Raw genomic sequence first — 22,570 nt, 5'->3', positions numbered from 1 at the left:
ACCTTGCCCATAGAGGTCCGTGTATCGCCCGACGTGCCATGCCGGCAACGCACGGGCGTTGCGTACAATGTGCGCACCCGAACACGACGAGGCACCGCATGGCCCGCATTGTCCCCGACGACTGGAAGAGCCTCGCCGCCACCGGTGCGGCGGCACGCGAACGCGAGACCCTCGCCTTGCTGGAAGAAGCGCTTCCCGATGGCTACACCGTCTATCACGGCGTGCACTGGACCCGTCTGAACCAGAACTTCTCGGTGTTCGGCGAGGCCGACTTCGTGATCGTCAGCCCGGCTGGGCGCGTGATGATCGTCGAACAGAAAACCGGTTTCCTGCGCGAAACGCCCAAGGGGCTCGTCAAGGTCTATCTTCAGACGGAACGCAATGTGGCGATCGCGCTCGCGCATACCGTCGAAACGCTGCACCGGCGCTTCACCGCGGCGTTCGGCGCGGGTACATATTTCATCGAAGAACTGCTGTATTGCCCGGACCACATCGTCAAGGACGCGGCGATTGCCGGCGTGAATCCCGCGCGGATCGTCGACGCGACGCGCAAGGACCGGCTTGCCGCGATCATTCGCGAAGCCTTGCCGGCGGACGAAGCGCGCCTCGCCTGCGCACCGAAAATCCATCACTTTCTCGCCGACGAACTCTCGCTTACGCCCGACGCCAGCGCGCTCGTCGGCCAGGCCGGCACGCTCGTCACGCGTCTGGCCGGTGGCCTCGCGACCTGGGCGCGACGGCTGGAGTTTTCGCCGTTCCGGCTGCGCGTGATCGGCACGGCCGGCTCCGGCAAGACGCAACTGGCGGTGCAGGTGATGAAGGACGCGGCGGCGCGTGGTCAGCGGCCTTTGTACGTGTGTTTCAACCGGCCGCTCGCGGATCACATTGCGCGGGTCGCGCCGCCTGAGGCAAAGGTGGCGAACTATCACCAGCTATGCGACTGGGTCGCGCGCGACGCGGGCCGCGAGCCGGATTTTCAGTCTGGCGACGTATTCAAACAGCTTGAAACGACTTTCGCCGAAACGCCGATCGACGCGCGCTGGCAATTCGACGTGCTGATCGTCGACGAAGGGCAGGATTTCCAGCAGCCGTGGGTGGCTGCACTCGAGCGTCTGTTGCGGCCGGGCGCCGCGTGGTGGTGGCTCGAAGATCCGCTGCAGAATCTGTATATGCGCGAGCCTGTCGAGTTGCACGGCTGGACCACGCTGAAAGAGACTACCAACTACCGCAGCCCGCGTGACATTCTCGATTATGTGCGGGACGTGGTCGGCGCCTCGGTGCCGGTCGCGGCGGGTTTGGCCTCGGGCAGTCCGTTCGACGGCTCCGATATTTCGCTCTCCGTCTACGACGAAGCGAACGCCGCCGAAGGCAGCATCGAGGCGACCAAGCGGGCGATCACGCAGGCCTTGTCGCTCGGCTTTCGCAAGCAGGATATTGCGGTGCTGTCGTTTCGCGGCCGCGAAGGCTCGGCGATGACCGCGCAGGATCATCTCGGACCACATCGGTTGCGCAGTTTTACGGGTAAATACGATCTGTTCGGCAACCCGGAGTATCGCGAAGGAGATGTGCTGTTCGAGTCGATCTACCGCTTCAAGGGGCAGGCGGCGCCGTGCGTGATTCTCACGGAGGTCGACTTCGAACTATTCGACGAACGGATTGCACGCAAGCTGTTCGTCGGCGCCACGCGTGCGACGATGAAGCTGATCATCGTCGCCTCGCAGCGGGCCGCGCGGCATCTGCATCTGCGTGATGGTAAAGAGCTCAGAGAAACCAGAGAACTCAGAGAGGCGAAAGAAGCCTAGCCGCCGCTCACGTCCACGCGCGCGCCCCCACCAGCATCCCCGTTTGCGTAAGCGCGTCCCACCAGATCACGCGCAGTAACGGCGCTTGCTGCGCGATCAGCAGCGCCTGCACCGGATCGCTCTCGACAAAATGCGTGACACCGCCGCGCAACGCCGCCGCAGCCTTGTGAGCGGCGGCGCCGGCGGCACTTTCGTCGTGCGTCCCGGGCGTGCGCATCACCAGTTGCATATGACCGAAGCCGTGCCGCGCGAGCCACGCTTCGGTGCGCGCGCGATCCAGTTCCGGCCGGCCGGTGATGATCGTGCGCACGCGTTGCAGATCGATGCCCGGCAGCACCTCGAACGGCAGCAGCGCGTCGCGTTCGGCGAGCGCCGCGGCCAGATCCTCGTCGTAGCGTGCGAGCGGCACGTCGGGTAGCAGAATGCCGTCGAGGTCGATTGCGTAGGTGGCGTATTCGTGATCGTCGGCCATGGCGGACGCAGCGCCCGCTTCAACGCGCTCCCAGTCTTCGCGATAACGCTCGGTGTAGGCCTGGCGCTCCCACGGAAACAGCGCGAAGTAGCCGCGGGCGTCGATCGCGTAGTCGGGTTGCGTGCGGCTCAGGTCGTCGACCGCGGCGGTCAGCGTTCTGACGTCGAGGCCATGCTGCTGAAGGAAAGCGATGCAATCGGTCAGCGTAAAGCCACGCCCCGCGATGTCCTCGCACAGCAGCACTTTCGAGCCGGCGGGCGGGATCGGCAGCGTCGAATCCCAGGCGACCGTGCGCGACTGGCGGTCGTAACGCAGAAACGCCACCGGCGTGCCGGCCGCATGCGAAACCATCAGCGCAAGCGGCGCGCCGCCACGCAGAATGCCGATCGCCATGGTGAAACGCTCCGCCAGCAACGCGGGTTGCAGCGATTCGATCCAGCGATCGAGTTGTTCGTACGTCAGGGGCAAAACCGGCTTGTTCATGACTCTCGGGGCGTCGCGGTGCGCGGGTCGGGCAGGTGTCCCGTAGACGGAGAGCGGCGCGCGGCGCAGCGCGGCGGCAGGTCCCCGTTTTTGAGACAAAGAATTTTGGCGATATTATGCATGCGGTTCAAAGATCGCGCGTCGGGGTGACGCGCGCCGCCGGACGGGGCGTGTCGCAAAGACCGCCGCCGTGGCGGCAAAACGGGAAAAGGGCAACGGCGAGGGTGCTGCAGGTTCGCTGGCCGGTTGAGCCGGCGCAGCGCAGCCGCCCGCAAAATAACAAACGATGGAATGACCAAACAGATGAAGATGACCAAGGCGGGCATAGCGGTGAATGGCAGGAAAGGCGTGGTCCGGGGCGCATGGTGGGGGCTGGGTCTGCTCCTCGCTTTCGCCGCGTGGAGCATGCAGGCACAGGCGCAGGCAGAGTCGTTGCCGCTATCGCTCGATGTGAAGGGCAAGATCAGCAAGACCAACGATGCGACGCACCAGTTGTATCACTTCACCGACGCGCAACTGCTCGCGCTGCCAGCTCATTCGATTACGACCGCCACCACCTGGACTCCGCGTTCCACCTTCACAGGACCGCTGCTCGCGGATATCCTGAAGACAGTCGGCGCATCCGGCAGCGCAGTCGAGATCCATACGCTCGACGACTATACGTACACCATTCCGGTGTCGGACTGCGATCGCTACGGCGTGGTCGTTGCGTACAGCATGAACGGCCGGCGCCTGAAGATCAGCGACTTCGGGCCGCTGTTTCTTATCTATCCGCGCGACGCGTTTCCCGATGAACTCATGGGCGCGGCGGGCGACTCAAAATTCGTATGGCAGATCAAGGCACTCATCGTCAAATAACACGCCGCCCCTTGCGTCGTGTCCTCTATGTGTTGATCTGGCTGACCGCGCTGGCGGCGCCGGCAGGCGCGATCGGCTATCTGTTGTACGCGAACCTGCTCAATCCGCGCGCCACCGAACAGTTGACCGGTCAGTACGATGGTTTCTATTGGGACGCAGCGCAACTGCAGATCGCCTACGCGCGTTTCGAGAACCAGTTGCTACTGTATCAATCCGGTGTCGACGACGACTATCCGCGGCTCATGCTGCGCTACCAGTTGCTGCAATCAAAGCTGCACGTGATGGCCGGTTCGACACGCAGACTGACTACGCAGCTCGCGCTGCTGCAACGGCAACAGGACGAAATCCAGTCGCTCGATCATTTGCTGGATGGGATTCAGCCTGAGGTGGATGCGTTGCCGAAGGACCGCAGCCGCGCCGACAAGATTGTCGTGGAGTTGCGTCAGCATTGGAACGAGGTCAACGATCTCGCGTTGAGCCGCCGTTTCGCCGACGTGGCCGATCGTGAGGCGATGAACCGCGATTTCATCGACAAGCGCCGTATGCTGTTCGCAGGCGGCCTGTTGCTGCTGTTGTTGTCCGCGGCCGCGACCACACTGTTGGTGCTCAACGGCCGGCGCCGCATGCGCCTGATGCATCAGCAGCACGCGGCGCTTGAAGCGGAGCATCAGGCGAGCCGCGCGGCACGCGAGGCGAGTCTCGCGAAGGATGCGTTTCTCGGCATGATCAGCCACGAACTGCGCACGCCGTTGCATGCGATCGTGTCGTCGATCGAATTGCTGGGCTTCAACTATCACTCCGAGGCCGACCGCAAGGTGATCCAGCGTCTCGAAACCGCGGGGCGGCATCTGGAAGCACAGATGAAAGACCTGACTGACTACGCGCGCCTCGGCGCCGGCAAGCTCGAGTTGCGTCACGAGCGTTTCGAGCCGCGCGAGCTGCTGGCGTCGATCGTCGACGAACACGCGATGTCGGCGGCCGCGCGCGGGCTCAAGCTGGAAAGCGAGGCAAGCGGCATGAGCGGCCTCGTCGATTCCGATCCGCACCGCATCCGCCAGATCGTCAACAACCTCGTCACCAACGCAATTCGCTACACCGAAACCGGCACGGTCCGCGTGCAACTGAGGCAGCGGCCGGCGGTCCTGATCTTCGTCGTCAGCGATACGGGGCCGGGCGTGCCGCATGAGCAAATTCCGCTGATCTTCCAGGAGTTCACGCAACTGGACGCGTCGCGCACGCGCCGCTTCGAGGGCGCGGGGATGGGGCTCGCGATCGTGCAGGGGCTGGTCAGGCTGTTCGGCGGCGCCGTCGACGTGGCAAGCACGGTGGGCGAGGGCACGACCTTTACGGTGACGATCCCGGTCACGCCGGTCGCGGCAACCGTGCCGCCCGGCGTGACGGCGCAGGCCGAACCAGGCGGCGCGCGCCCGTGCGTGTTGATCGTCGACGACAACCGGCTGATTCGCGAGTCGCTCAGCGAAATGATCGCGCACATGGATTTCGACGCGCACGCCGTTTCCAATGCCGACGATGCACTCGCGTGGCTCGACGCGCGTCGCTGTGACGTGGTGTTGCTCGATCTGCATATGCCGGATCGCGACGGTTATACGTTCCTTGCGGATTTCGCGGCACGCGGGGGGCCATCGTCGGGTGTTCCAGTGATCGTGGTGAGCGCGTATGCGCCAGAGGCGGATAGCGTAGGTAGTGCGGGTGGGGCGGCAGGGGAAGCGGGAGAAGCCGGCTTGCAGCCGTTCTTTGAAGCGTTATTAAAGCCAGTACATTACGAGGAACTGCGCAGTGCGTTGCAGCGAGCTTTGGCTTCGCGGCATACGGTGTGACGTGACGCCTTGAGGAAACGCAGTTGGAGGAGGGCTCAACCTGAGCACGCACCTTCAGCCGCTTGCCGGCGTATGCATCATCAAGGCCGGTTGAGGCGCTTGGACAGATCGGCGACCAGGATCGCCATACGCGCGGGCTTTTCATAGCACGCAACGTCGTAATTGCGAATGACCTCGCTGATCTCCGATTCGCTGGCCTTGCCGGTCAGCAGTTCGCCGGTCAGCACGAAAATCGGCGCGTCCGGATTCTCCGACGCCCGCACTGCGCGGATCGCTGCCGCCGAAGTCTGTGAGCCGAACAGCCAATCGATCACAACGCCGTCGAAGATCTGTGTTTGCAGTTGTTCGGCAAACGCCGCGAGGCCGTAGATCGCCACCGCCGCGAAACCGCTGCCCTCGAGATAGTCGCGCAGGTTGTCGGCGGAGGCCTGATCGTCGTCCACCACGGCGATGGTCGGCTTGTCGGTCTCGGCGCGGCGCGGATAGATCTCGATCTTGTGGACTTCGTAGGCGCTTTGGTAAAGCGTGCCATCGTGGCGCGCCACGCGCCATTGGCCGAGCTTCGAGTACGCGACAAATTCAGGGCGGCTGCCCGGTTCGAGCGCGGCGCCGACCCATGCGGTGCAGGCCAGCTCGATCGCGCCGACGCAGAACAGCGCCTCCTGGGCGATGGCGCCGACCATGCCCGGATCGAGCGACTGTGCGCCGAATAGCTGAGCGGCAGGTTCGCCGAACACCTCGGCAACCTTCTTGATCTGCGAGAGAGTCCACGGGCTGTTGCCGCGCAGCTTGCGGTGTCCCTGCGAAAAACTCAGATCGAGGATGCGGCATAGCTCAGTGGTCTGCTGGCGTTTGCCGATTCCATGCCGGCTCATCAACTCGCGCACGCGCTCGGCGACGGCAATGGAGTCAGGTGAGTTTGTTTCGTTGGTCATACTGCGTGAGGATCTGCCTTCTTGAAGGGTGGCTGGGGGCATGCGATACGGCACGCGCAGCGCGGCCACGCACATTGGATGCGCATTGACGCGGCTACGCGGGGGACAGCAAATGTACCGCAAAAAGTCTCACGGCCTGTGTTTTGGTATGACTGCCGCCAAACCTGTCGGTGCGAGGTGCGAACGGACACATTCGGCGATCTGTTTATGCTTTTAGCATCGAATGTATTTTACCGATTAAACCGGGCGGAATCTGTAAGTAATTCCGATTGAATTTACCCTCACCCGCCGTTACGCGGGCGGCATTGTGTCGAGCTTGGCCGCCGAGTTTTTCAGGCCTTTGAAAATCCGCTCGGCAACCTTGCCCGGAAAGCGCTCGGGCAATTCGGCCGAGACCCGCGCGATGACCGCCGGCGTCTGTTCGATCAGCCGCTGGATCAACGGTTCGGCGTTCGCACCGTATGAGCACCTTGGCGCCATGGTGTTGAAATGGCGCCGCTGCACGTCGCGGAAGGCGTCGTGTTTGCTGCGCGACCACATCGCCATGGCGAGCCTGGCCTTGAACCATGACCACTGGTTCGGGCCGTTACCCTCCACCGGCCAGATCGACATCACGTCGTAAAGCGGCGTGAGACGGTACTGACCGCCCGCCAGCAGGCGAATGCTGAAGTTCTTGGCGTGGCCGTCCGGCGCCGCCAGCATCCAGAACAGGATCTGGCTTGCCAGCAGCGTTTCGATGTCCTGTTGCGCCGACACCGATTGCTGGAGAATCCGCGCGAGGTCCAGCAGGCCCGGACCGCCTTCGTTTTCGTACTTGCGATGCGACGGCACGCCGTACACCTGGCAGAAGTCCTCCTGCGGCAGGCGCAGCAGCCATTGCCCGCTCGAATGCAGTTGCCGGTCGAAGCGTTCGACGCTCAGCACCCGCTGCTTGCCGAACGTCATGATCTCGGTGTTGGCCACCGGCAGGCCATAGGCGCGCAGAATCCGCAGACACAGCCATTCGTTTTCGACCGAGGTGCTGAGGTCGGCGAGCTTGTTGCCGACCAGCCCGAGCGGCAGCTTGAAAATGTGCGTGGTAGGCGTGGCGCCATGCGGGCGCTGCCACTTGCCGTCGTGCCACAGCAGGGCGGTTTTCTCCTGCGCGCCGGCGAGCGAGATGCGGAAATCGTCTGCTTCGTCGGCTGCGCCGAGGGCGGGGTTGCTGACGGTGCGCGCCAGCATGGTCTCGATCTCGCTGTCGGAGAGCGGCGTGCCCTCGATGCGTTCGACGCCGGCCGGCGCGTCGTCTTCGGCCAGCAACTGGACGGCGCCCACGCAATCGCGGCCGATGGCTTGCAGCAGATCGAATGCATCGAGCGTATCAGTCTGGTAGCGCTGGGCGATGCGCTTTCTGATGGCCTCGCTGTCGGGCAGCAGATTGTCGAAATAGTTGAGCACCCGTGGCCCTTTGTTCGCCACGTTGCTCGGCGCGAACGGCAGCGAGAGCGAAAGCGGCCGGCCCGCGGGCGAGGCGACCCATGCGGGGTCGTAAGCGAACTCCATGGGGCCGCGGGTGGGCAGGCGCCAGACGCCGACGCGCTCGCCGTTGGCCCACACCGAAAGCGCCCGCGAATGCGTTTGGCGGCCCATGCTTACCACTCGACCAAAGGCGCCGGTTCAGGCACCGGCTGGTTCTTGTCGCGTACCTGCAATTGCAGACCGTAGGCGCCGCACAGCGTCAGCAATTGTGCGAGGGTAAGGGCGGTGGCGTCGGTTTCCAGCGCCGAGATGCGGCTCTGGCTCACGCCGATGCGCGCGGCGGCGTCAGCCTGGGTGAGGCCGGCCTGGCGCCGACCGGCAGCGAGCAGTTGGGCCATTTGGTCCGGCGTGGCGACAAGGTGGATCATGGCAAATTATCCGCGAGACGAATAAACACACTTTATGCGTCACACAGATATTTGTCAAATATTCGTGTGACGCATATTCGGCAAATATCTGTCTGGCGAATAAACGGCAAATATCCGCATGACGAATAAATTCCGTCTGCGTGCGCTCCGCTGGGCCGGCCGTGTAGCATGCTGTGAAAATATTTGCCACCGACTCCGCGCGATTCATGAACCAACCGACACTACGCCACACCGAGGTGCCGTACCACACGCAATGGGGCAGCCCCGAATGGGTGCGCCACATCGTCGAACAAGAGGGCGACCCATGTGACGATCCACACTGGCAGCAGAGCGGTTTTGCCGACCCGGAGCGTTACCGTTTCTGGGCGAAACGCCTGTGCGGTCTGACCTGCCTCGAATCCGCGCTCGACTACTGGCGCATCGAACACGCGCCGCGCGCCGCGTTGCTGGACGAAGCGTTGCGCCACGGCGTGTACCGGCTGCGTGACGACGGCGGCGTCGACGGTTTGATCTACCGGCCGTTCGCCGACTGGCTCGGCGAAGCATTCGGTATTCAGGTCGAAGTGCTGCCGCAGGCGCCGCTCGAAGAGATCGCCGTGCGCATCGACGGCGACACGCTGGCGATCGTTTCCGTGAGCCCCGAGATCCGTTATCCGGAGCGGCCGAATCAGAGCCAGGGCGGGCATCTGATCCTGCTGCACGGGCGCGATCGCGATGGCGTATGGTTTCATAATCCGTCGGGCGTTGCGCCTCACCAGGCGGATGTCTATTTGCCGTTCGCCACGGTGGCGCGTTTCTACGCAGGGCGTGGCATGACGCTCACCCGCAGCGTGCGCTAGATACGGCAACCGGCAAGCCGCACGGCGAACGCAATGATCGGGCCCGTTTTCTGCTGAGGAGCTTCACGCCGACTTTTGCGATACCGGAGCCCGTCATGAAGCGAACCTATGCCGTGCTTGCTGCCGGCCTCGTCGCGCTCGGCGCCGTCACCGCAGCGCATGCGGCTACCCAGGACGACCGGGCCAAGGCCTGTCGCAGCGACGCGATGCATTTCTGCGCCGCCCACATCCCGAGCAAGGCAAAAATCACCGCCTGCATGAAGCAGCACCTCGACGAACTCAGTCCGGCGTGCCGCGCGATGTTCGAGGACGGCAAGAAAGACGACGCCAAAGACGACGCCGTTTCGCAATGACCCTAGCGGCGGCGCGCCGCTGCTTTTCGGTAAGGCAGGCCAATTCCTGCGCTGCAGCCGCGTGCCCGCGTTCCCGCGATCCGGCCCCACGGCGCGCAGCGCGTCGTAGAATCGCTTGTTCCCGATTCCCGGAACAGCCGCGTGTCTGGTGCGCTGAATCGAACGCATCAACTCGCCTGGACAGGAAAAGCCCGCTTATGACCCGCCCGACCACACAGATTTTCGACGCTGCCGCCACCGCGCGGCTGATTCCGTACGCGACGCTCGTCGACGCATTGAGGCGTGCGAGCATCGACTACGCACAGCAACGGGTTGTGAGTCCTGAACGGCTCGTCGTGCCGCTCAACGAGGGCGGCATCATGCTATCGATGCCGGCCACCGCGCCCGATCTCGCGATCCACAAGCTGGTCAACGTATGCGCGAGCAATCGACCACGCGGCATCCCGACGATCCACGGCCAGGTGATGGCCTTCGACGCCGATACCGGCGAGACGCTCTTCATCCTCGATGGCCCGACGGTGACCGGGCGCCGCACGGCGGCGATGTCGATGCTCGGCGTACGCACTTTCGCGCCGGCAAGGCCGCGCGAATTCCTGCTGATCGGCACCGGCACGCAGGCGGTGAATCATCTGGAAGCGATCGGCGAATTGTTTCCCGACGCTCGCGTGTGGGTGAAGGGCAGTGCGCCCGCGCGGGCCGAAGCGTTTTGCGCCGCACATGCTGCGCAGGGTGCGCATGGCGGCAGCGCGCACGAACTGCGACCGCTGGCCGACTCCAACGCGGCCATCCCTGATTCGATCGACGTGGTGATTGCGCTGACCACCAGCAAGCAGGCCGTCTACGACGAAGCCGCGCGCGCGGACCGGCTCGTGATCGGCGTCGGCGCGTTCACGCCGGCTATGGTCGAGATCGGCGCGCGCACGATCGCAGGCAGCGCGCTGTTCGTCGACGACGAAGCCGGCGCGAGGCATGAAGCCGGCGATTTCATTCAGGCCGGTGTCGATTGGGCGCGGGTCGGTGGAATTGCCACCGTGGTGGACAACGCCGCTTTGTTGCCGTCGAAACAACCGATTGTTTTTAAAAGTGTCGGCTGCGCGGCGTGGGATCTGGCGGCCTGCCGCGTGGCGCGCGAAGCCTTGTCAGGCGCCTGATCGCGGACCGTTCGCAGCGTCCGGCACGTTGCGGTTCGCAGGTCCTGGTTGGCATCTTGCGCCAACCTGCGGCACATGTTGCCGTGCAAACAATCTCAAAACGTTGCACCATAGGCGTTTGCCAGAAAAAAGCGCCGGTCCGCCGGCGTTTTTTGCCCTTTGTCTGTTGACTTGACGCCTACCACGACGCTGCGATCGCGCTATGACGACCCAACACGCTTCAGCCACTCCCAACCTGCCGCTCGACATGATCATCTTCGGCGGCACCGGCGACCTGTCATTTCGCAAGCTGCTGCCCGCGCTCTACATGGCGCATCTGCACTGCAATCTGCCGCCGGACACCCGCATTCTCACGATCGGCCGCAAGCCGTGGTCGCGTGAGGAGTACATCAGCGAATTCATGGAAGCGAAGGCGAAGCCCTTCATCGAAAAGAAGGCGTTCGATGCCACCGCCTGGGACAAATTCCTCGCGCTGTTCGAGTACGTGCGCATGGACGTCGATTCGGTCGAGGACTACCAGCGTCTGAAGGAAGTGTCGCGCGAAGGCGTGCGGCGCGTGTTCTATCTCGCGACCTCGCCGGATCTGTTCACGAATATCTGCGAAAACCTTTCGGCGGCGGGATTGGTCGACGAGAATTCGCGGGTGGTGCTCGAGAAACCGCTGGGCCACGATCTGGCGTCCGCGCAGGAGATCAACACGGCGGTTGGCAAGCATTTCAGCGAGGCGCAGATCTATCGGATCGATCATTACCTCGGCAAGGAAACCGTGCAGAACCTGATGGTGCTGCGCTTTGGCAACGCGATTTTCGGTCCGTTGTGGCAGGCGCCGTATATCAAGCGCGTGCAGATCACCGTGGCCGAAGAGGTCGGGGTGGGCAGCCGCGCGGGCTTCTACGATAAAACCGGTGCGCTGCGCGACATGGTGCAGAACCACTTGCTGCAGTTGCTGTGCATCGTCGCCATGGAGCCGCCGGTGTCGCTCGATCCGGATGCGGTGCGCGACGAGAAGCTCAAGGTGCTGCGCTCGCTGCGCCCCATGACGCCCGAGGATATCGCGCGCGATACCGTGCGCGGCCAGTACACGGCCGGCGCGGTAAACGGCGAGCCGGTGAAGGGCTACCTCGAGGAAGACAATGTGCCGGCCGGCAGCCGCGCCGAGACTTTCGTCGCGCTGCGCGCGCATATCAACAACTGGCGCTGGGCCAACGTGCCGTTTTACCTGCGCACCGGCAAGCGTCTGCAGAAGAAGGTATCGGAAATCGTTATCGAGTTTTCCGAATTGCCGTTCTCGATCATTCCGAGCGGTGGGCGCAATTACGGCAACCGTCTCGTGATCCAGTTGCAGCCGGAAGAGTCGATCCAGTTGCAGATGCTCGCGAAGGAACCCGGCAGCGGCATGCACATGTTGCCGGTGAATCTGAACCTGGACTTGCAGCAGGCTTTCACCGAGCGTCGCGCGGAAGCATACGAGCGTTTGTTGATCGACGTGATTCGCGGACGCCTCACGCACTTCATGCGCCGTGACGAACTCGAAGCCGCATGGGCGTGGGCCGAACCGATTCTGGATGGCTGGGCCAAGTCGGGCGACAAGCCGCGTGGTTATACGGCAGGCACGTTTGGGCCGGCTGCGTCGACGGCGCTGATGGCGCGTGAAAACGCCGTGTGGGCGGAAGAGTCGCAGTAAGCGGAGCAGGCAGTCAGGCGTCGGCGGTACGTCGACGCTTCGAAGCGTTCGTCTCGCACTAAAAAAGGCGGCCCGTTTTCACGGGCCGCCTTTTTCGTTACGCGTTGCCGTTCTGATTTACGGCAGCGAAATCGTCAACGTGGCCGATTGCGGGCCGAGCTTGACCACCTGCGAATACGGAGCGAGCGTGCGCAACGTCTGATCTTTCAGGTAAGTGTTCAGGCCGAGATAAGCGAGCAGCCCAACCAGCGCGAACACCGCGCCGATCGACCACAACGGCACCTCGCGCTTGAGCCGGTGCGCCACCTGATCCGGCAGCGGCCAATGCGGCGCGAACGGTGCGCGCTTGCCTTTCATATGCGCGATTTCGTCGCCGATGCGTGCGGTCAGATAGGCGAGCTTCTCCGGTCCTTCGAGCAGATACTTGCCCTGGAAGCCGAGCAGCAGGCACATGTGGAACACTTCGAGCGACTGTAAACGCGCGGCACCCTGCGCGCGGCATTCCTCGAGATACTGGAAGAATTTCTCGCCTGCCAGTTGCTCGCCGAACAGCACCAGTTGCAACGGCCGACGCTCCCATTCCGTGCGGATCTTGAAGGTGGATGACAACACCGATTCGTCGATGGCGGCGCAGAACGCAAACTTGGACGCGGAGACATCTTCCGCCGACGCGTTGAGCTTTTTCGCACCGCGCTCGAAGTCGCCGAGAAACTGCTGGATGCGCTGGCTGAATTCGTGCGCGTCGCCAGGCTCGCGGCCGTTCTTCAACAGAAACAGCATGAAGAAGCCGTCGTAGAGCAGATCGAGCAGCGAGCGGACCTGATAGCTCGGCTCGGTCATGGGGGCGGGCGTCGCGGCAGGCGTGCTGCCGCCAAACAGGGAAGGCGCGTAGCTCATGATGTGACGGCGATCAGTTCGAGTTGAAGATCGTTGATGCCCGACGGCGCGTAGATCATTGCCGATTGGGCCTGCAACATGCGGTCATACAATGCGCCGCGCGATTCGCAAGAGAAGTAGCATGCGCCCGGCCGCACCGGAATGGCGGGCGGCACTTGCGGCGTGTAGACGAGGCGCACGCCCGGCATGGCCGAGAGCACCAGCTTGTCGACGTCGTCCGGCGCGCCGACCTTGAAGCGGGCGGGTACGGCTTCGACCAGTTCAGCGGTTGGCATGTCCGCGGACACCGCGATGTAGAACATCGTTTTGTCGTCGATCTTGCCCGAGTCGAGACGGCCTGCATGGAACGACGGACGCACTTCTTCGAGCGCGATCGCGAAGTAACGCGTGGAGATCACGGTTTCGAGCAGATCGCGCAGGATCGTGTCGAGACGCGCAAAGCCGGGGCCGGGATCGTCATGCCGGTAAGCCGGCAGGTCGGACAGCGCATAGCCCTTCGAAAACGTCATCAACTGGCCGGCCAGACGCAGCAACTCCTGGAACAGGCGTTCAGGATGCAGCGCCGAATGCTGATAAAGATGCGCGAGCGAGGCAAACGCGGCGCTCGCGGTGTGCAGCAGCCAGAACGACGCGATGTCGCCGGAGCGGAACTCGATGATGTTCTTGGTCGGCTCGCGGTGAAAACCATACAGTGCGTTGACCTTGGCCTGCAGCGCGTCGATCAGTTGACGCAGCCGTTGATGCAGGATCGGCGACGCATCGATCGCGAGGCAGGGCGGCACGAACGTGTCGTCGATTTCAAAACCCGAGGTGGCGGTGCGGCGAACGCGCACGAGCGGCACCGACAGCAACTGGTCGCGCGGCTCGCTATGCGCAATGAGTTTGACGCTGGTCTTCAGGAAGGTGATGTCGGCTTCGGCGGCGTCGGTGAAATGATCGGCCACCGGTGTTTGCTCGCTGACGTAACGCGATACGAAGCCTGCATTGCTGTCTTGTGAATAGTTCGCGCCGGCTTCGCGCAACGGATGCAGCGCGAGATAGAAGGTAAATTCGTTGATGCCGTCTGGCAGCGTGTCGAGCGCGATCGGCGGTGGCAGGCCGTCGGCTTGCGGCGCTGAGTAGAGCGCGCCATCCGGAAACACCAGCGAGAGTTCGCTCACGCGCAGCACGTTGCTGCCGAGTGCGTCGCGGTCGAAGCGCGCCGAACGCACGCCCCAGTTGTACGGCTGGATCGCCTGGATCGATTCGAACAGGCGCGCCTCGTGATAGGCGTCCTGACGCTGAAAATGCTGCGGCCTCAGAAACAGGCCTTCCCCCCAGAGCACTTTTGCTGAATAACTCATCTCAAACCTGTTATATGCGTTCAGCGTGTGACGCGTCCGGAGATAAACGATTCGAACGCCACATTGTTAATTCTCTAAAAACTGTTAAATCGTATTTGCACGGCATCTTTAGCCGCAGCTTACCGAAGAAAGCATATTCAACGGCTGGGCGGGCAATCCCTGTTCTGGCGGGATCACAGTGCCGTTGGTCACCGTCATTGCACAGTTATGCAGGCCGATCATTATGCCGGATTTCTCCGACTTCGCCGGGTCGAAGGCGAATTTCCAGCGTTGCATGGCCGGATCGCGGAATAGAGCGACGATACCGAATGCCTGCGCTTCACGCGAGACTTTTTCGGTGACGACGTAACGTTGACCGGGGATCAGTGTCACTTCGCGCACGCCCAGCAGATCGCCACCCAGTATGGTCTTTTCCTTGGCCGGATCGGTAAAGGCGTCGAATGGCGCCTGCTGGAATGAAGTGGGGTCTTTCAGCACGTAAAGCCGCACGACCAGCGCCAATGGGCGGTTGTCATTGGCGGCATTCAGATTTGACGCGGCGTATAACGTGAGGCCGACATTACGTGGTGGCTTTTGCGCATCGGGTACGTCGGGCTTACCGAGGCCGCTCGCCTGCAAAACCGCGTTGGCAGCGGCTCCCAGCGCCGGCACGGCGGCCGCGCAGCCGCCCAGCAGCGCGCACGCCGCGGCGGTTGCAATCAATAGCGATGCATGGCGAACAAGACGCGAATTCATATACATCGACCGGCTCGGCGCCGTCCCCCGTCAAAACATCAATAACGAATTCAATCCCGCAAATTTGCAGCAACGCTATGCCGCGTAATGCCGCTTTATGCAAAGTGCATTGTTCTATGGCACTCGCGTGTTTGCAGGTCGGTAGGCGGAAATTTTTTCCGCTCTCCACAATGCGGCTATTGCGCCAGGAAACAATTTCTGCATGTTTCGTTTAAATCATCCACATGCATTTTTTTTGTGCAATGCTTCTTCACACGAAAGTTGAATTATCGAAAATTGGCCTGTACTATACCCGCGCAGTTGAAGCAAAGCAAAACTCCGGTTTCTCCTTGAATTAAAAAAATCGCACGTCGGTGAAAAACGATGAATGAGCGTCTGTTAGTAAAACTATCTGGGGTAGTGTTGGCATGCGGCGTGATTGCCGGTTGCGCGACACAGGGCAACAACACAGCGACCACACCGGAGGCTTTTAATAAGCAACTCGCGGACGCGGATACCGTCGCCAAGGGCGGTGATCAGGATCGCGCCATCGCGCTTTATCAGCAATTGTCAAAATCCGATCCGACCCGTGAAGAACCGTGGTCGCGCATTGCGCAGATCCAGTTTACTCAGGGTCACTACGGTCAGGCCATCGTCGCCGCGCAAGAAGCGCTGCAGCGCGACCAGACGGATCGTCAGGCCAAGAGCGTGCTGGCGGTAGCCGGCCTGCGCGTGGCCACGCAATCGCTCGGCGAACTGCGTCAGGATGCGTCGCTCGCGGGTGATGCGAAGTCGGACGCGCAAGCGCTCGCCAAGCAGTTGCGCGACACGCTCGGCGAAGCCACGTTGTTCCCGCCTGACCCGAACGACAAGCCGGCCGTGAAGAAGAAGCGCATCGTTCGCCACGTCGTTGCCAAGGGCAAGGCCGGGGATACGCCGGATGCCACCACCAGCGCAGCGGCTCCGGCCGCTACGCCGGCGGCCCCCGCGGCGCCTGCCGCCCCGGCTGCGCCTGCAGCACCCGCCAAAGCCGCACAAAGCGGCGGCGCGTCCGACCCGTTCAGCGCGCTGCGCTGATCCACACGCCTGACCTATCTGCATCCGGGAGCCGACGATGGCGAAGAAAGAAAGTATTCAGAAGCGTTTGCAAAAAGTGCGGCCTCCGCGCGTTCAACTGACGTACGAAGTTGAGCGCGGCGATGCGATCGAGATAAAGGAGTTGCCGTTCGTCGTCGGCGTGGTTGCCGATCTGGCAGGGCAGTCCGAAGTCGAGCAGCCGAAGTTGCGCGATCGTAAGTTCGTCAATATCGACCGCGACAATTTTGACGACGTGATGAAAGCGATCGAGCCGCGCGCTGCGTTTCAGGTGGAAAACCGCCTGAGTGAGGCGGGCGGCAAATTTGCAGTCGACTTGCGTTTCAAGTCGATGGCCGATTTCAATCCGGATGAGGTGGTCGCGCAGATCGAACCGCTGCGCCGTCTGCTCGATGCGCGTTCGAAGCTGGCCGACCTGCGCAACAAGCTGGCCGGCAACGACAAGCTCGAGGACCTGCTGAGCGAAGTGCTCAACAACACGCAGCAGTTGCAGACGCTGGCGAAAGATCAGGGCAACGCAGCAGACCAGCACGCCGGCGCGCCGGATCACGACAAGCAGGGCGAATAAGTACGTACGGGGTGTGAGATGAACCAGCAAACGGCAGCAGCCCAACTCGCCAGCGTGCAGAGCGGCACGGAATCCACGCTGCTCGACGAAATCGTCGAGAAAAGCCGCGTGGCGAAGTCCGATTCCGAACACGCGCGCGCGAAAGACCTGATCGGCGAGCTCGTCCACCAGGTGCTCGACGGCACGGTGGTCATGTCCGACAACCTGTCGGCCACCATCGACGCGCGCGTCGCGGAACTCGACCGCCTGATCTCTGCGCAACTGAGCGCGGTGATGCATGCACCGCAATTCCAGCGCATGGAAAGCACGTGGCGCGGCCTCGACTATCTGTGCAAGGAAAGCAATACCGGCTCGACGGTCAAGATCAAGGCGCTGCACGCGCCGAAGCGCGACCTCGTGCGCGACTTCAAGAACGCGATCGAATTCGACCAGAGCGCACTCTTCAAGAAGGTGTATGAAGAAGAGTTCGGTACGTTCGGTGGCGCGCCGTTCGGCACGATCATCGGTGACTTCGAAGTGACGCGTCAGCCGGAAGACGTGTACTTCATCGAACAGATGGCGCATGTCGCAGCTGCGGCGCACGCACCGTTCATCGCATCGGCGTCGCCTGAACTGATGGGTCTCGAAACGTTTGCCGATCTCGGCAAGCCGCGCGATCTCGGCAAAGTGTTCGATACCGTCGAATACGCGAAGTGGAAGTCGTTCCGCGACTCCGAAGACTCGCGCTATGTCGGCCTGACCTTGCCGCGTTTCCTCGGCCGCCTGCCTTTCAATCCGAAAGACGGCGCCACGGCGGAAGGCTTTAACTTCGTCGAAGACGTGGACGGCACCGATCACAGCAAATACCTGTGGTGTAACGCAGCGTGGGCATTTGCCGCCCGCCTGACGGCTGCATTCGACGACTTCGGCTGGTGCGCGGCGATTCGCGGCGTGGAAGGCGGCGGTCTGGTTGAAGACCTGCCCACCCACACGTTCAAGACCGACGACGGCGAAGTTGCGCTGAAATGCCCGACCGAAATCGCGATTACCGATCGCCGCGAAAAGGAACTGAGCGACCTCGGTTTCATTCCGCTCGTGCACTGCAAGAATTCGGATTACGCCGCGTTCTTCGCCGCGCAATCGGTGCAGAAGCCCAAGAAATACAGCACCGATAGCGCGAATGCGAACGCCGTGCTGTCCGCGCAGCTACAGTACATCTTCTCGGTATCGCGCGTCGCGCACTACCTGAAGGCGATGATGCGCGACAAGATCGGCAGCTTCGCATCGGCGCAGAACGTCGAAGTATTCCTGAACCGTTGGATCTCGCAGTACGTGCTGCTGGACGACAACGCGACTCAGGAGCAGAAAGCGCAGTTTCCGCTGCGCGAGGCATCGATACAGGTCTCGGAGATTCCGGGCAAACCTGGTGCGTATCGTTCGGTCGCATTCCTGCGTCCGCACTTTCAACTGGACGAGCTGTCGATCTCTTTGCGGCTTGTCGCTGACCTGCCGAAACCGGCAAATTCATAAACGAAGTCAGAAAGCCCGTGCCGGCCGCACGGGCAGGCTGTTAAAACCACCTCTTTGGGGAGTCGATGAGTTATGAAGGACATCTATTTAAAATTCGGCAATCCGGCGATCAAAGGCGAGTCTGCCGATAAAGATCATGCTGGCTGGATCGAAATCGATTCGTGGAGCCACTCGATTACGCAACCGCGTTCGGCAACGGCTTCAACGGCGGGCGGTCACACGTCCGAGCGTTGCGAGCACGCTGACATGCAGTTCACGAAAGACATCGACGTGGTCAGCCCGCTGATCTATCAACACGCATCGGGCGGCACGACGTTCGACGAAGTGACGATCGACTTCATGCGTTCGGATGGCGAAGGCAACCGCATCAAGTACCTGGAAGTGAAGCTCAAGTACGTGATCATCTCGAGCGCTACGCCAAGCGTGGTGGGCGAAGGCCTGCCGACCGAACAGTTCTCGCTGAAATACGCTGCAGTGCAGTGGAAGTACACGCAGCAGAAGATCGGCGGCAACCAGGGCGGCAACGCGCAAGGCGCATGGAGCCTGACGAAGAACGACAAGACGTACGCGGTCTGATGCCGGGGCGCACGCGGCGCGCGCCTGAAAAGGCTGACGCCCGCCGCGCGCGCCTCGCATCGAACCGGTTTTTCGGACGCTGATGAAACGCTTCGAACCCAGCTTTCTCGACAAGCTGTTCGACGACGAACCGCATCTGCCGGCTTCCCCGGCGATGCGGCAATTGTCGTTGGACGAGCTGAAGGCCACCGTTGCGCGCGACGTCGAGGCAATCCTGAACACCCGGATTGCCCTGACCGAGCACGAGCTGGCGGCGCTGCCGGAATGTCAGCGCTCGGTGCTCACGTACGGGCTGAACGATTTCGCGGGCTTGAGCCTGGCGAGTCACTACGACCGCACGTTTATCTGCAAATCGATTCAACAGGCCATCGCACGGCATGAGCCGCGCTTGCAGCAGGTGGCGGTCACGCTCGAATTGAACGAACAATCCACCAACGCGCTGAACTTTGCGATTCAGGCGTTGCTGGTGGTGCACCCGGCGGAAGAACCGGTGAGTTTCGATGCGATGCTGCAGCCTTCCACGCTGCAGTATTCGGTGACGCGCGCACGCGCGAAGCTTTAGTACCTGCGTTTTAGTGTTTTGAGTACCGCTTTGTCGTCGCCGTTAACGCGCAACGGCAGCGACTGATCAGGCGGCGATGGTTCAGGTTCGGGGATAGATCGATGGAAGAATTGCTGCCGTATTACGAGCGCGAATTATCATTTTTGCGGCGCTATTCGCGCGATTTCGCCGAGCGCTATCCGAAGATCGCAGCGCGCCTCGCGATGTCGGGCGAGCACTGCGAAGATCCGCACGTCGAGCGGATGATCGAATCGTTCGCGCTCCTGGGCGCGCGTATCAACAAGAAGCTCGACGACGATTACCCCGAATTCACCGAAGCGCTGCTGGAAGTGCTGTATCCGCACTACTTGCGGCCGTTTCCATCGTGCTCGATCGCGCAGTTGGGCACCTCGGCCGCGCTCAGCCATCTGACCGAGCCGGTGCTGGTCGAGCGTGGCACCGAACTCAAGTCGCGACCGATTCGCGGCGTGCAATGCCGTTTCCGGACCGCCTACGACGTGACGCTGGCGCCGATCCGGATCTCGGAGGCGAAGTACACATCGGTGGCCATGGCGCCGAGCGCGACCGTCCTGCCAGGCAACGCTACGGCGATCGTGTCGATCACGTTCGAATCCACGGCTGCGCAGCTCGATCTCTCCGCATTGAAAGTCGGCACGTTGCGCACGCACCTGCACGGCGAACAGTCGTTTATCGCGGCGCTGGCGGACTGCCTGTTCGTCAACGCGATGGCCACTTATGTCGAAGCCGACCGCCGCGGTGTGTGGACGCAACTGCGCGAATCGCCGGTCGTACAAGCCGGTTTCGATGAAGACGATGCGCTGATCGACTATCCGGCCAAATCACATCCGGCGTACCGGTTGCTGACCGAATACTTTGCTTTCCCCGAAAAATTCAACTTCACCGATTTCGATCTGGCGGCGATGACGCGCGCGAGCGGTCGCTGCCAGCGTCTGACGCTGCACATCGTACTCAAGGAAGTGCGCAGCGATTCTCACGTCGCGCGCTTGCTGGATTCGTTGTCCGCGCATCATTTCCGCTTGTTCTGCACGCCGGTCGTGAATCTGTTCGAACAGCACGGCGAGCCGATCCGCGTCAGTCACCAGGCGATTTCGTACCCGGTGATCGCCGAAGCGCGCCGGGCATTCGCGTACGAAGTCTATTCGATCGACTCGGTGAAACTCGTCCGGCAGCAGGCGCATGAAGAATCGGTGATCGAATTCCGGCCGTTCTATTCGCTGCATCACGGCGAAGCGGCGCGTGCGGGACACTACTGGTTCGCGCGTCGCAACGATTGGGTCGCGCAGAAAAGCCCCGGCTACGAGACCGAAATCTCGATCGTCGATATCGACTTCGAGCCGGCCGCGCCGCAGACCGATACGCTGAGTCTCGATCTGACGTGTACCAATCGCGACCTGCCGGCCGGCCTCGCCGTGGGTCTTGAAGGCGGCGATCTGTTTCTGGAAGGCGGCTCCTTGACCGGCAGCATCACAATGCTGCGCAGGCCGACGCCTAGCGTGCGTTTCGAACGCGGGCGCGCCTCGCACTGGCGGCTGATTTCGCATCTGGCGCTGAATCATGTGTCGCTCGCCAATAGCGGCCTGTCGGCGCTGAAGGAAATGCTGGTGCTTTACGATTTGCGGCGCACGGCGGTGTCGGCGCGGCATATCGACGGTCTGGTCGGCATCGAACAGCGCGCAGCGGTGCAATGGTTGCCGGGCAAGCCGTTTGCAACTTTCGTGCGCGGCATCGAGATTCGTTTGACGATCGACGAAGAGCATTTCGTCGGCACGAGTCTCGCTTCGTTCGTGCGGGTGATCGATACGTTTTTCGGGCTGTACGTGCATCTGAACAGCTTTGTGCAACTGGTCGTCGTGTCGAAGCGCACCGGCGAGGAGATTCTGCGATGCAAACCGCGCAGCGGCGAATCGATCCTGGCGTAGTCGAGCAACTTCTCGACGAACCGCATCGCTTCGAATTTTTTCAGGCGGTGCGGATTCTCGAGAAGTGGTTCGCGCAACAAACGCCGTCGAGTCATGGACGCCCCGGCGAAATCGTCGCGCAGCGGATTGCCTTTCGCAATTCGCTGTCGATGTCTTTTCCGCCTAGCGAAATTCACAGCGCACAGTCTTACGACGATGAAGGCACGGCGCTGAAAGAGAAGCCGCAACGCACCGCCGCGCTCGAAGCGGGTTCGCTTCACAAGGTCGATATCACGCCGGCGTTTTTCGGTTTGCTCGGCGGGCAGGGCGCGTTGCCGCTGCATTACACCGAGCAGATCATCGCGCGTGAGCAGATCAAGCGCGACCGGGCCGCACGCGAATTCTTCGACGTGTTTTCGAATCGCGCGACTGCGCTGTTCTACGCGGCGTGGAAGAAGTACCGGTTGCCGTTTCACTACGAACTGGATCGCGACGAACGTTATCTGCCGCTGTTGCTGGCGTTGGCAGGCGTCGCCGACGACGACACGCGCAACAGTCTGCAAAGCGGCGACGGCGCGCTATTCGACGAAGCGATTGCCGGTTATGCATTGGCCGCACGGCACCGGCCGGTTTCAGCGGCCTATCTGCAGCGTACGCTGTCCGAGTACTTTAAGGTGCGGGTGCGGGTCGAGCAGTTCGTCGGCAAATGGTACGACGTGCCGCGCGATCAATTGACCGTGCTCGGCGGTGTCAACGCGACGCTCGGCGCAACGGCGCTGGCGGGCGAGCGGGTCTGGCAACGCGACATGCGCGCGCGGCTCGTGATCGGGCCGCTCGACAAGGCCGACTACGAAGCGTTTTTACCTGGCGCCGACCGCGCCGTGGCGCTCGAACGCATGCTGACGCTGCTCGCCGGCGTGACCCTCGAATATGAGGTCTCGCTGGTACTGCGCCGCAAGGAGGTGGGACCCAGCATGCTGAGCGGCGGTGCGCGCCTCGGCTGGGACGCATTCCTGTGCACGAGAGAAGGCGACCGTGACCGTGCGGATGCCCGCTACGAATTGCATGTGATTCACTGACTAC

At 62.3% G+C, this 22,570-nt stretch carries 21 protein-coding genes; 14 read left to right on the top strand and 7 right to left on the bottom strand.

The genetic code is table 11. The features are described from left to right. Window positions 1–98: 98 nt before the first annotated feature. Window positions 99–1,802, top strand: a complete 1,704-nt coding sequence (locus tag FSO04_RS19600; RefSeq protein WP_154561552.1) for an ATP-binding domain-containing protein — start codon at window positions 99–101, stop codon at window positions 1,800–1,802. A gap of 7 nt (window positions 1,803–1,809) precedes the next feature. On the opposite strand, the gene FSO04_RS19595 is transcribed toward FSO04_RS19600, so the two are convergent. Further along, a complete protein-coding gene (locus tag FSO04_RS19595) occupies window positions 1,810–2,757 on the bottom strand; it encodes a phosphoribosyltransferase (protein ID WP_154561550.1) in 948 nt (315 codons plus the stop codon). Between the two features lie 309 nt (window positions 2,758–3,066). Here FSO04_RS19595 and FSO04_RS19590 point away from each other — a divergent pair, with 309 nt between their 5' ends. Further along, window positions 3,067–3,615: a putative pterin-binding protein gene (locus FSO04_RS19590; protein ID WP_154561599.1), complete on the top strand. Its 549-nt coding sequence runs from the start codon at window positions 3,067–3,069 to the stop codon at window positions 3,613–3,615. After that, window positions 3,585–5,453: an ATP-binding response regulator gene (locus tag FSO04_RS19585; RefSeq protein WP_154561548.1), complete on the top strand. Its 1,869-nt coding sequence runs from the start codon at window positions 3,585–3,587 to the stop codon at window positions 5,451–5,453. Before FSO04_RS19590 ends, FSO04_RS19585 begins: the two co-directional genes overlap by 31 nt. Window positions 5,454–5,533: 80 nt before the next feature. On the opposite strand, the gene FSO04_RS19580 is transcribed toward FSO04_RS19585, so the two are convergent. From FSO04_RS19580 to FSO04_RS19570, 3 genes are all read right to left on the bottom strand, one after another. Continuing rightward, window positions 5,534–6,388, bottom strand: coding sequence for a helix-turn-helix domain-containing protein (locus FSO04_RS19580; protein WP_154561546.1), 855 nt, complete (start codon window positions 6,386–6,388; stop codon window positions 5,534–5,536). Between the two features lie 291 nt (window positions 6,389–6,679). Then, complete coding sequence (locus tag FSO04_RS19575) at window positions 6,680–8,020, bottom strand: type II toxin-antitoxin system HipA family toxin (RefSeq protein ID WP_154561544.1); 1,341 nt, start codon at window positions 8,018–8,020, stop codon at window positions 6,680–6,682. Between the two features lie 2 nt (window positions 8,021–8,022). Further along, a complete protein-coding gene (locus FSO04_RS19570; protein WP_154561542.1) occupies window positions 8,023–8,277 on the bottom strand; it encodes a helix-turn-helix transcriptional regulator in 255 nt (84 codons plus the stop codon). 206 nt (window positions 8,278–8,483) lie between these two features. Between FSO04_RS19570 and FSO04_RS19565 the strand changes: the two genes are divergently transcribed. The 4 genes from FSO04_RS19565 to zwf all read left to right on the top strand — a co-directional run bounded on the left by FSO04_RS19565 (window position 8,484) and on the right by zwf (window position 12,304). Further along, window positions 8,484–9,116 carry a C39 family peptidase gene (locus tag FSO04_RS19565; RefSeq protein ID WP_154561540.1) on the top strand — a complete coding sequence of 211 codons (633 nt, stop codon included), beginning with the start codon at window positions 8,484–8,486 and terminating at the stop codon, window positions 9,114–9,116. 95 nt (window positions 9,117–9,211) lie between these two features. Next, window positions 9,212–9,469 carry a hypothetical protein gene (locus FSO04_RS19560; protein ID WP_154561538.1) on the top strand — a complete coding sequence of 86 codons (258 nt, stop codon included), beginning with the start codon at window positions 9,212–9,214 and terminating at the stop codon, window positions 9,467–9,469. A gap of 197 nt (window positions 9,470–9,666) precedes the next feature. Further along, window positions 9,667–10,620: a bifunctional Delta(1)-pyrroline-2-carboxylate/Delta(1)-piperideine-2-carboxylate reductase gene (gene lhpI, locus FSO04_RS19555; RefSeq protein WP_154561536.1), complete on the top strand. Its 954-nt coding sequence runs from the start codon at window positions 9,667–9,669 to the stop codon at window positions 10,618–10,620. 202 nt (window positions 10,621–10,822) lie between these two features. After that, window positions 10,823–12,304, top strand: a complete 1,482-nt coding sequence (gene zwf / locus FSO04_RS19550) for a glucose-6-phosphate dehydrogenase (protein ID WP_154561534.1) — start codon at window positions 10,823–10,825, stop codon at window positions 12,302–12,304. A gap of 117 nt (window positions 12,305–12,421) precedes the next feature. Here the strand turns inward: zwf and icmH are convergent, their stop codons facing one another. The 3 genes from icmH to tssJ all read right to left on the bottom strand — a co-directional run bounded on the left by icmH (window position 12,422) and on the right by tssJ (window position 15,279). Then, window positions 12,422–13,201 (bottom strand): type IVB secretion system protein IcmH/DotU, encoded by a 780-nt coding sequence (gene icmH, locus FSO04_RS19545; RefSeq protein ID WP_154561532.1) that lies wholly within the window; start codon window positions 13,199–13,201, stop codon window positions 12,422–12,424. Next, a complete protein-coding gene (gene tssK, locus FSO04_RS19540) occupies window positions 13,198–14,544 on the bottom strand; it encodes a type VI secretion system baseplate subunit TssK (RefSeq protein WP_093638429.1) in 1,347 nt (448 codons plus the stop codon). Before tssK ends, icmH begins: the two co-directional genes overlap by 4 nt. Before the next feature lie 108 nt (window positions 14,545–14,652). Beyond that, window positions 14,653–15,279, bottom strand: a complete 627-nt coding sequence (tssJ, locus tag FSO04_RS19535; protein WP_154561597.1) for a type VI secretion system lipoprotein TssJ — start codon at window positions 15,277–15,279, stop codon at window positions 14,653–14,655. Window positions 15,280–15,642: 363 nt separating this feature from the next. On the opposite strand from tssJ, the gene FSO04_RS19530 reads away from it, so the two are divergent. The 7 genes from FSO04_RS19530 to tssG all read left to right on the top strand — a co-directional run bounded on the left by FSO04_RS19530 (window position 15,643) and on the right by tssG (window position 22,566). Beyond that, window positions 15,643–16,335 (top strand): tetratricopeptide repeat protein, encoded by a 693-nt coding sequence (locus FSO04_RS19530; protein ID WP_154561530.1) that lies wholly within the window; start codon window positions 15,643–15,645, stop codon window positions 16,333–16,335. Window positions 16,336–16,372: 37 nt separating this feature from the next. Then, window positions 16,373–16,921, top strand: a complete 549-nt coding sequence (gene tssB / locus FSO04_RS19525) for a type VI secretion system contractile sheath small subunit (protein ID WP_154561528.1) — start codon at window positions 16,373–16,375, stop codon at window positions 16,919–16,921. 18 nt (window positions 16,922–16,939) lie between these two features. Next, the gene (tssC, locus tag FSO04_RS19520; RefSeq protein WP_093638439.1) at window positions 16,940–18,430 is read left to right on the top strand and encodes a type VI secretion system contractile sheath large subunit; all 1,491 of its coding nucleotides are present in this window, start codon (window positions 16,940–16,942) and stop codon (window positions 18,428–18,430) included. 72 nt (window positions 18,431–18,502) lie between these two features. Next, complete coding sequence (locus tag FSO04_RS19515; protein ID WP_054036475.1) at window positions 18,503–19,006, top strand: Hcp family type VI secretion system effector; 504 nt, start codon at window positions 18,503–18,505, stop codon at window positions 19,004–19,006. 82 nt (window positions 19,007–19,088) lie between these two features. Then, window positions 19,089–19,568: a type VI secretion system baseplate subunit TssE gene (gene tssE, locus FSO04_RS19510; RefSeq protein ID WP_054036473.1), complete on the top strand. Its 480-nt coding sequence runs from the start codon at window positions 19,089–19,091 to the stop codon at window positions 19,566–19,568. Window positions 19,569–19,669: 101 nt separating this feature from the next. Next, window positions 19,670–21,508, top strand: coding sequence for a type VI secretion system baseplate subunit TssF (tssF, locus tag FSO04_RS19505; RefSeq protein ID WP_154561526.1), 1,839 nt, complete (start codon window positions 19,670–19,672; stop codon window positions 21,506–21,508). Further along, window positions 21,472–22,566, top strand: coding sequence for a type VI secretion system baseplate subunit TssG (gene tssG, locus FSO04_RS19500; RefSeq protein ID WP_154561524.1), 1,095 nt, complete (start codon window positions 21,472–21,474; stop codon window positions 22,564–22,566). Before tssF ends, tssG begins: the two co-directional genes overlap by 37 nt. Window positions 22,567–22,570 lie beyond the last annotated feature (4 nt).

The organism is Paraburkholderia madseniana, assembly GCF_009690905.1.
Classification (GTDB): domain Bacteria; phylum Pseudomonadota; class Gammaproteobacteria; order Burkholderiales; family Burkholderiaceae; genus Paraburkholderia; species Paraburkholderia madseniana.
This window is presented reverse-complemented; position numbering and strand designations above follow the sequence as displayed.

What these genes read in the sequence shown, in the direction of transcription:
- FSO04_RS19600 (WP_154561552.1), top strand. Translation starts at nt 99, where the DNA reads ATGGCCCGCATTGTCCCCGACGACTGGAAGAGCCTCGCCGCCACCGGT.
- FSO04_RS19595 (WP_154561550.1), bottom strand. Translation starts at nt 2,757, where the DNA reads ATGAACAAGCCGGTTTTGCCCCTGACGTACGAACAACTCGATCGCTGG.
- FSO04_RS19590 (WP_154561599.1), top strand. Translation starts at nt 3,067, where the DNA reads ATGACCAAGGCGGGCATAGCGGTGAATGGCAGGAAAGGCGTGGTCCGG.
- FSO04_RS19585 (WP_154561548.1), top strand. Translation starts at nt 3,585, where the DNA reads ATGGCAGATCAAGGCACTCATCGTCAAATAACACGCCGCCCCTTGCGT.
- FSO04_RS19580 (WP_154561546.1), bottom strand. Translation starts at nt 6,388, where the DNA reads ATGACCAACGAAACAAACTCACCTGACTCCATTGCCGTCGCCGAGCGC.
- FSO04_RS19575 (WP_154561544.1), bottom strand. Translation starts at nt 8,020, where the DNA reads ATGGGCCGCCAAACGCATTCGCGGGCGCTTTCGGTGTGGGCCAACGGC.
- FSO04_RS19570 (WP_154561542.1), bottom strand. Translation starts at nt 8,277, where the DNA reads ATGATCCACCTTGTCGCCACGCCGGACCAAATGGCCCAACTGCTCGCT.
- FSO04_RS19565 (WP_154561540.1), top strand. Translation starts at nt 8,484, where the DNA reads ATGAACCAACCGACACTACGCCACACCGAGGTGCCGTACCACACGCAA.
- FSO04_RS19560 (WP_154561538.1), top strand. Translation starts at nt 9,212, where the DNA reads ATGAAGCGAACCTATGCCGTGCTTGCTGCCGGCCTCGTCGCGCTCGGC.
- lhpI (WP_154561536.1), top strand. Translation starts at nt 9,667, where the DNA reads ATGACCCGCCCGACCACACAGATTTTCGACGCTGCCGCCACCGCGCGG.
- zwf (WP_154561534.1), top strand. Translation starts at nt 10,823, where the DNA reads ATGACGACCCAACACGCTTCAGCCACTCCCAACCTGCCGCTCGACATG.
- icmH (WP_154561532.1), bottom strand. Translation starts at nt 13,201, where the DNA reads ATGAGCTACGCGCCTTCCCTGTTTGGCGGCAGCACGCCTGCCGCGACG.
- tssK (WP_093638429.1), bottom strand. Translation starts at nt 14,544, where the DNA reads ATGAGTTATTCAGCAAAAGTGCTCTGGGGGGAAGGCCTGTTTCTGAGG.
- tssJ (WP_154561597.1), bottom strand. Translation starts at nt 15,279, where the DNA reads ATGAATTCGCGTCTTGTTCGCCATGCATCGCTATTGATTGCAACCGCC.
- FSO04_RS19530 (WP_154561530.1), top strand. Translation starts at nt 15,643, where the DNA reads ATGAATGAGCGTCTGTTAGTAAAACTATCTGGGGTAGTGTTGGCATGC.
- tssB (WP_154561528.1), top strand. Translation starts at nt 16,373, where the DNA reads ATGGCGAAGAAAGAAAGTATTCAGAAGCGTTTGCAAAAAGTGCGGCCT.
- tssC (WP_093638439.1), top strand. Translation starts at nt 16,940, where the DNA reads ATGAACCAGCAAACGGCAGCAGCCCAACTCGCCAGCGTGCAGAGCGGC.
- FSO04_RS19515 (WP_054036475.1), top strand. Translation starts at nt 18,503, where the DNA reads ATGAAGGACATCTATTTAAAATTCGGCAATCCGGCGATCAAAGGCGAG.
- tssE (WP_054036473.1), top strand. Translation starts at nt 19,089, where the DNA reads ATGAAACGCTTCGAACCCAGCTTTCTCGACAAGCTGTTCGACGACGAA.
- tssF (WP_154561526.1), top strand. Translation starts at nt 19,670, where the DNA reads ATGGAAGAATTGCTGCCGTATTACGAGCGCGAATTATCATTTTTGCGG.
- tssG (WP_154561524.1), top strand. Translation starts at nt 21,472, where the DNA reads ATGCAAACCGCGCAGCGGCGAATCGATCCTGGCGTAGTCGAGCAACTT.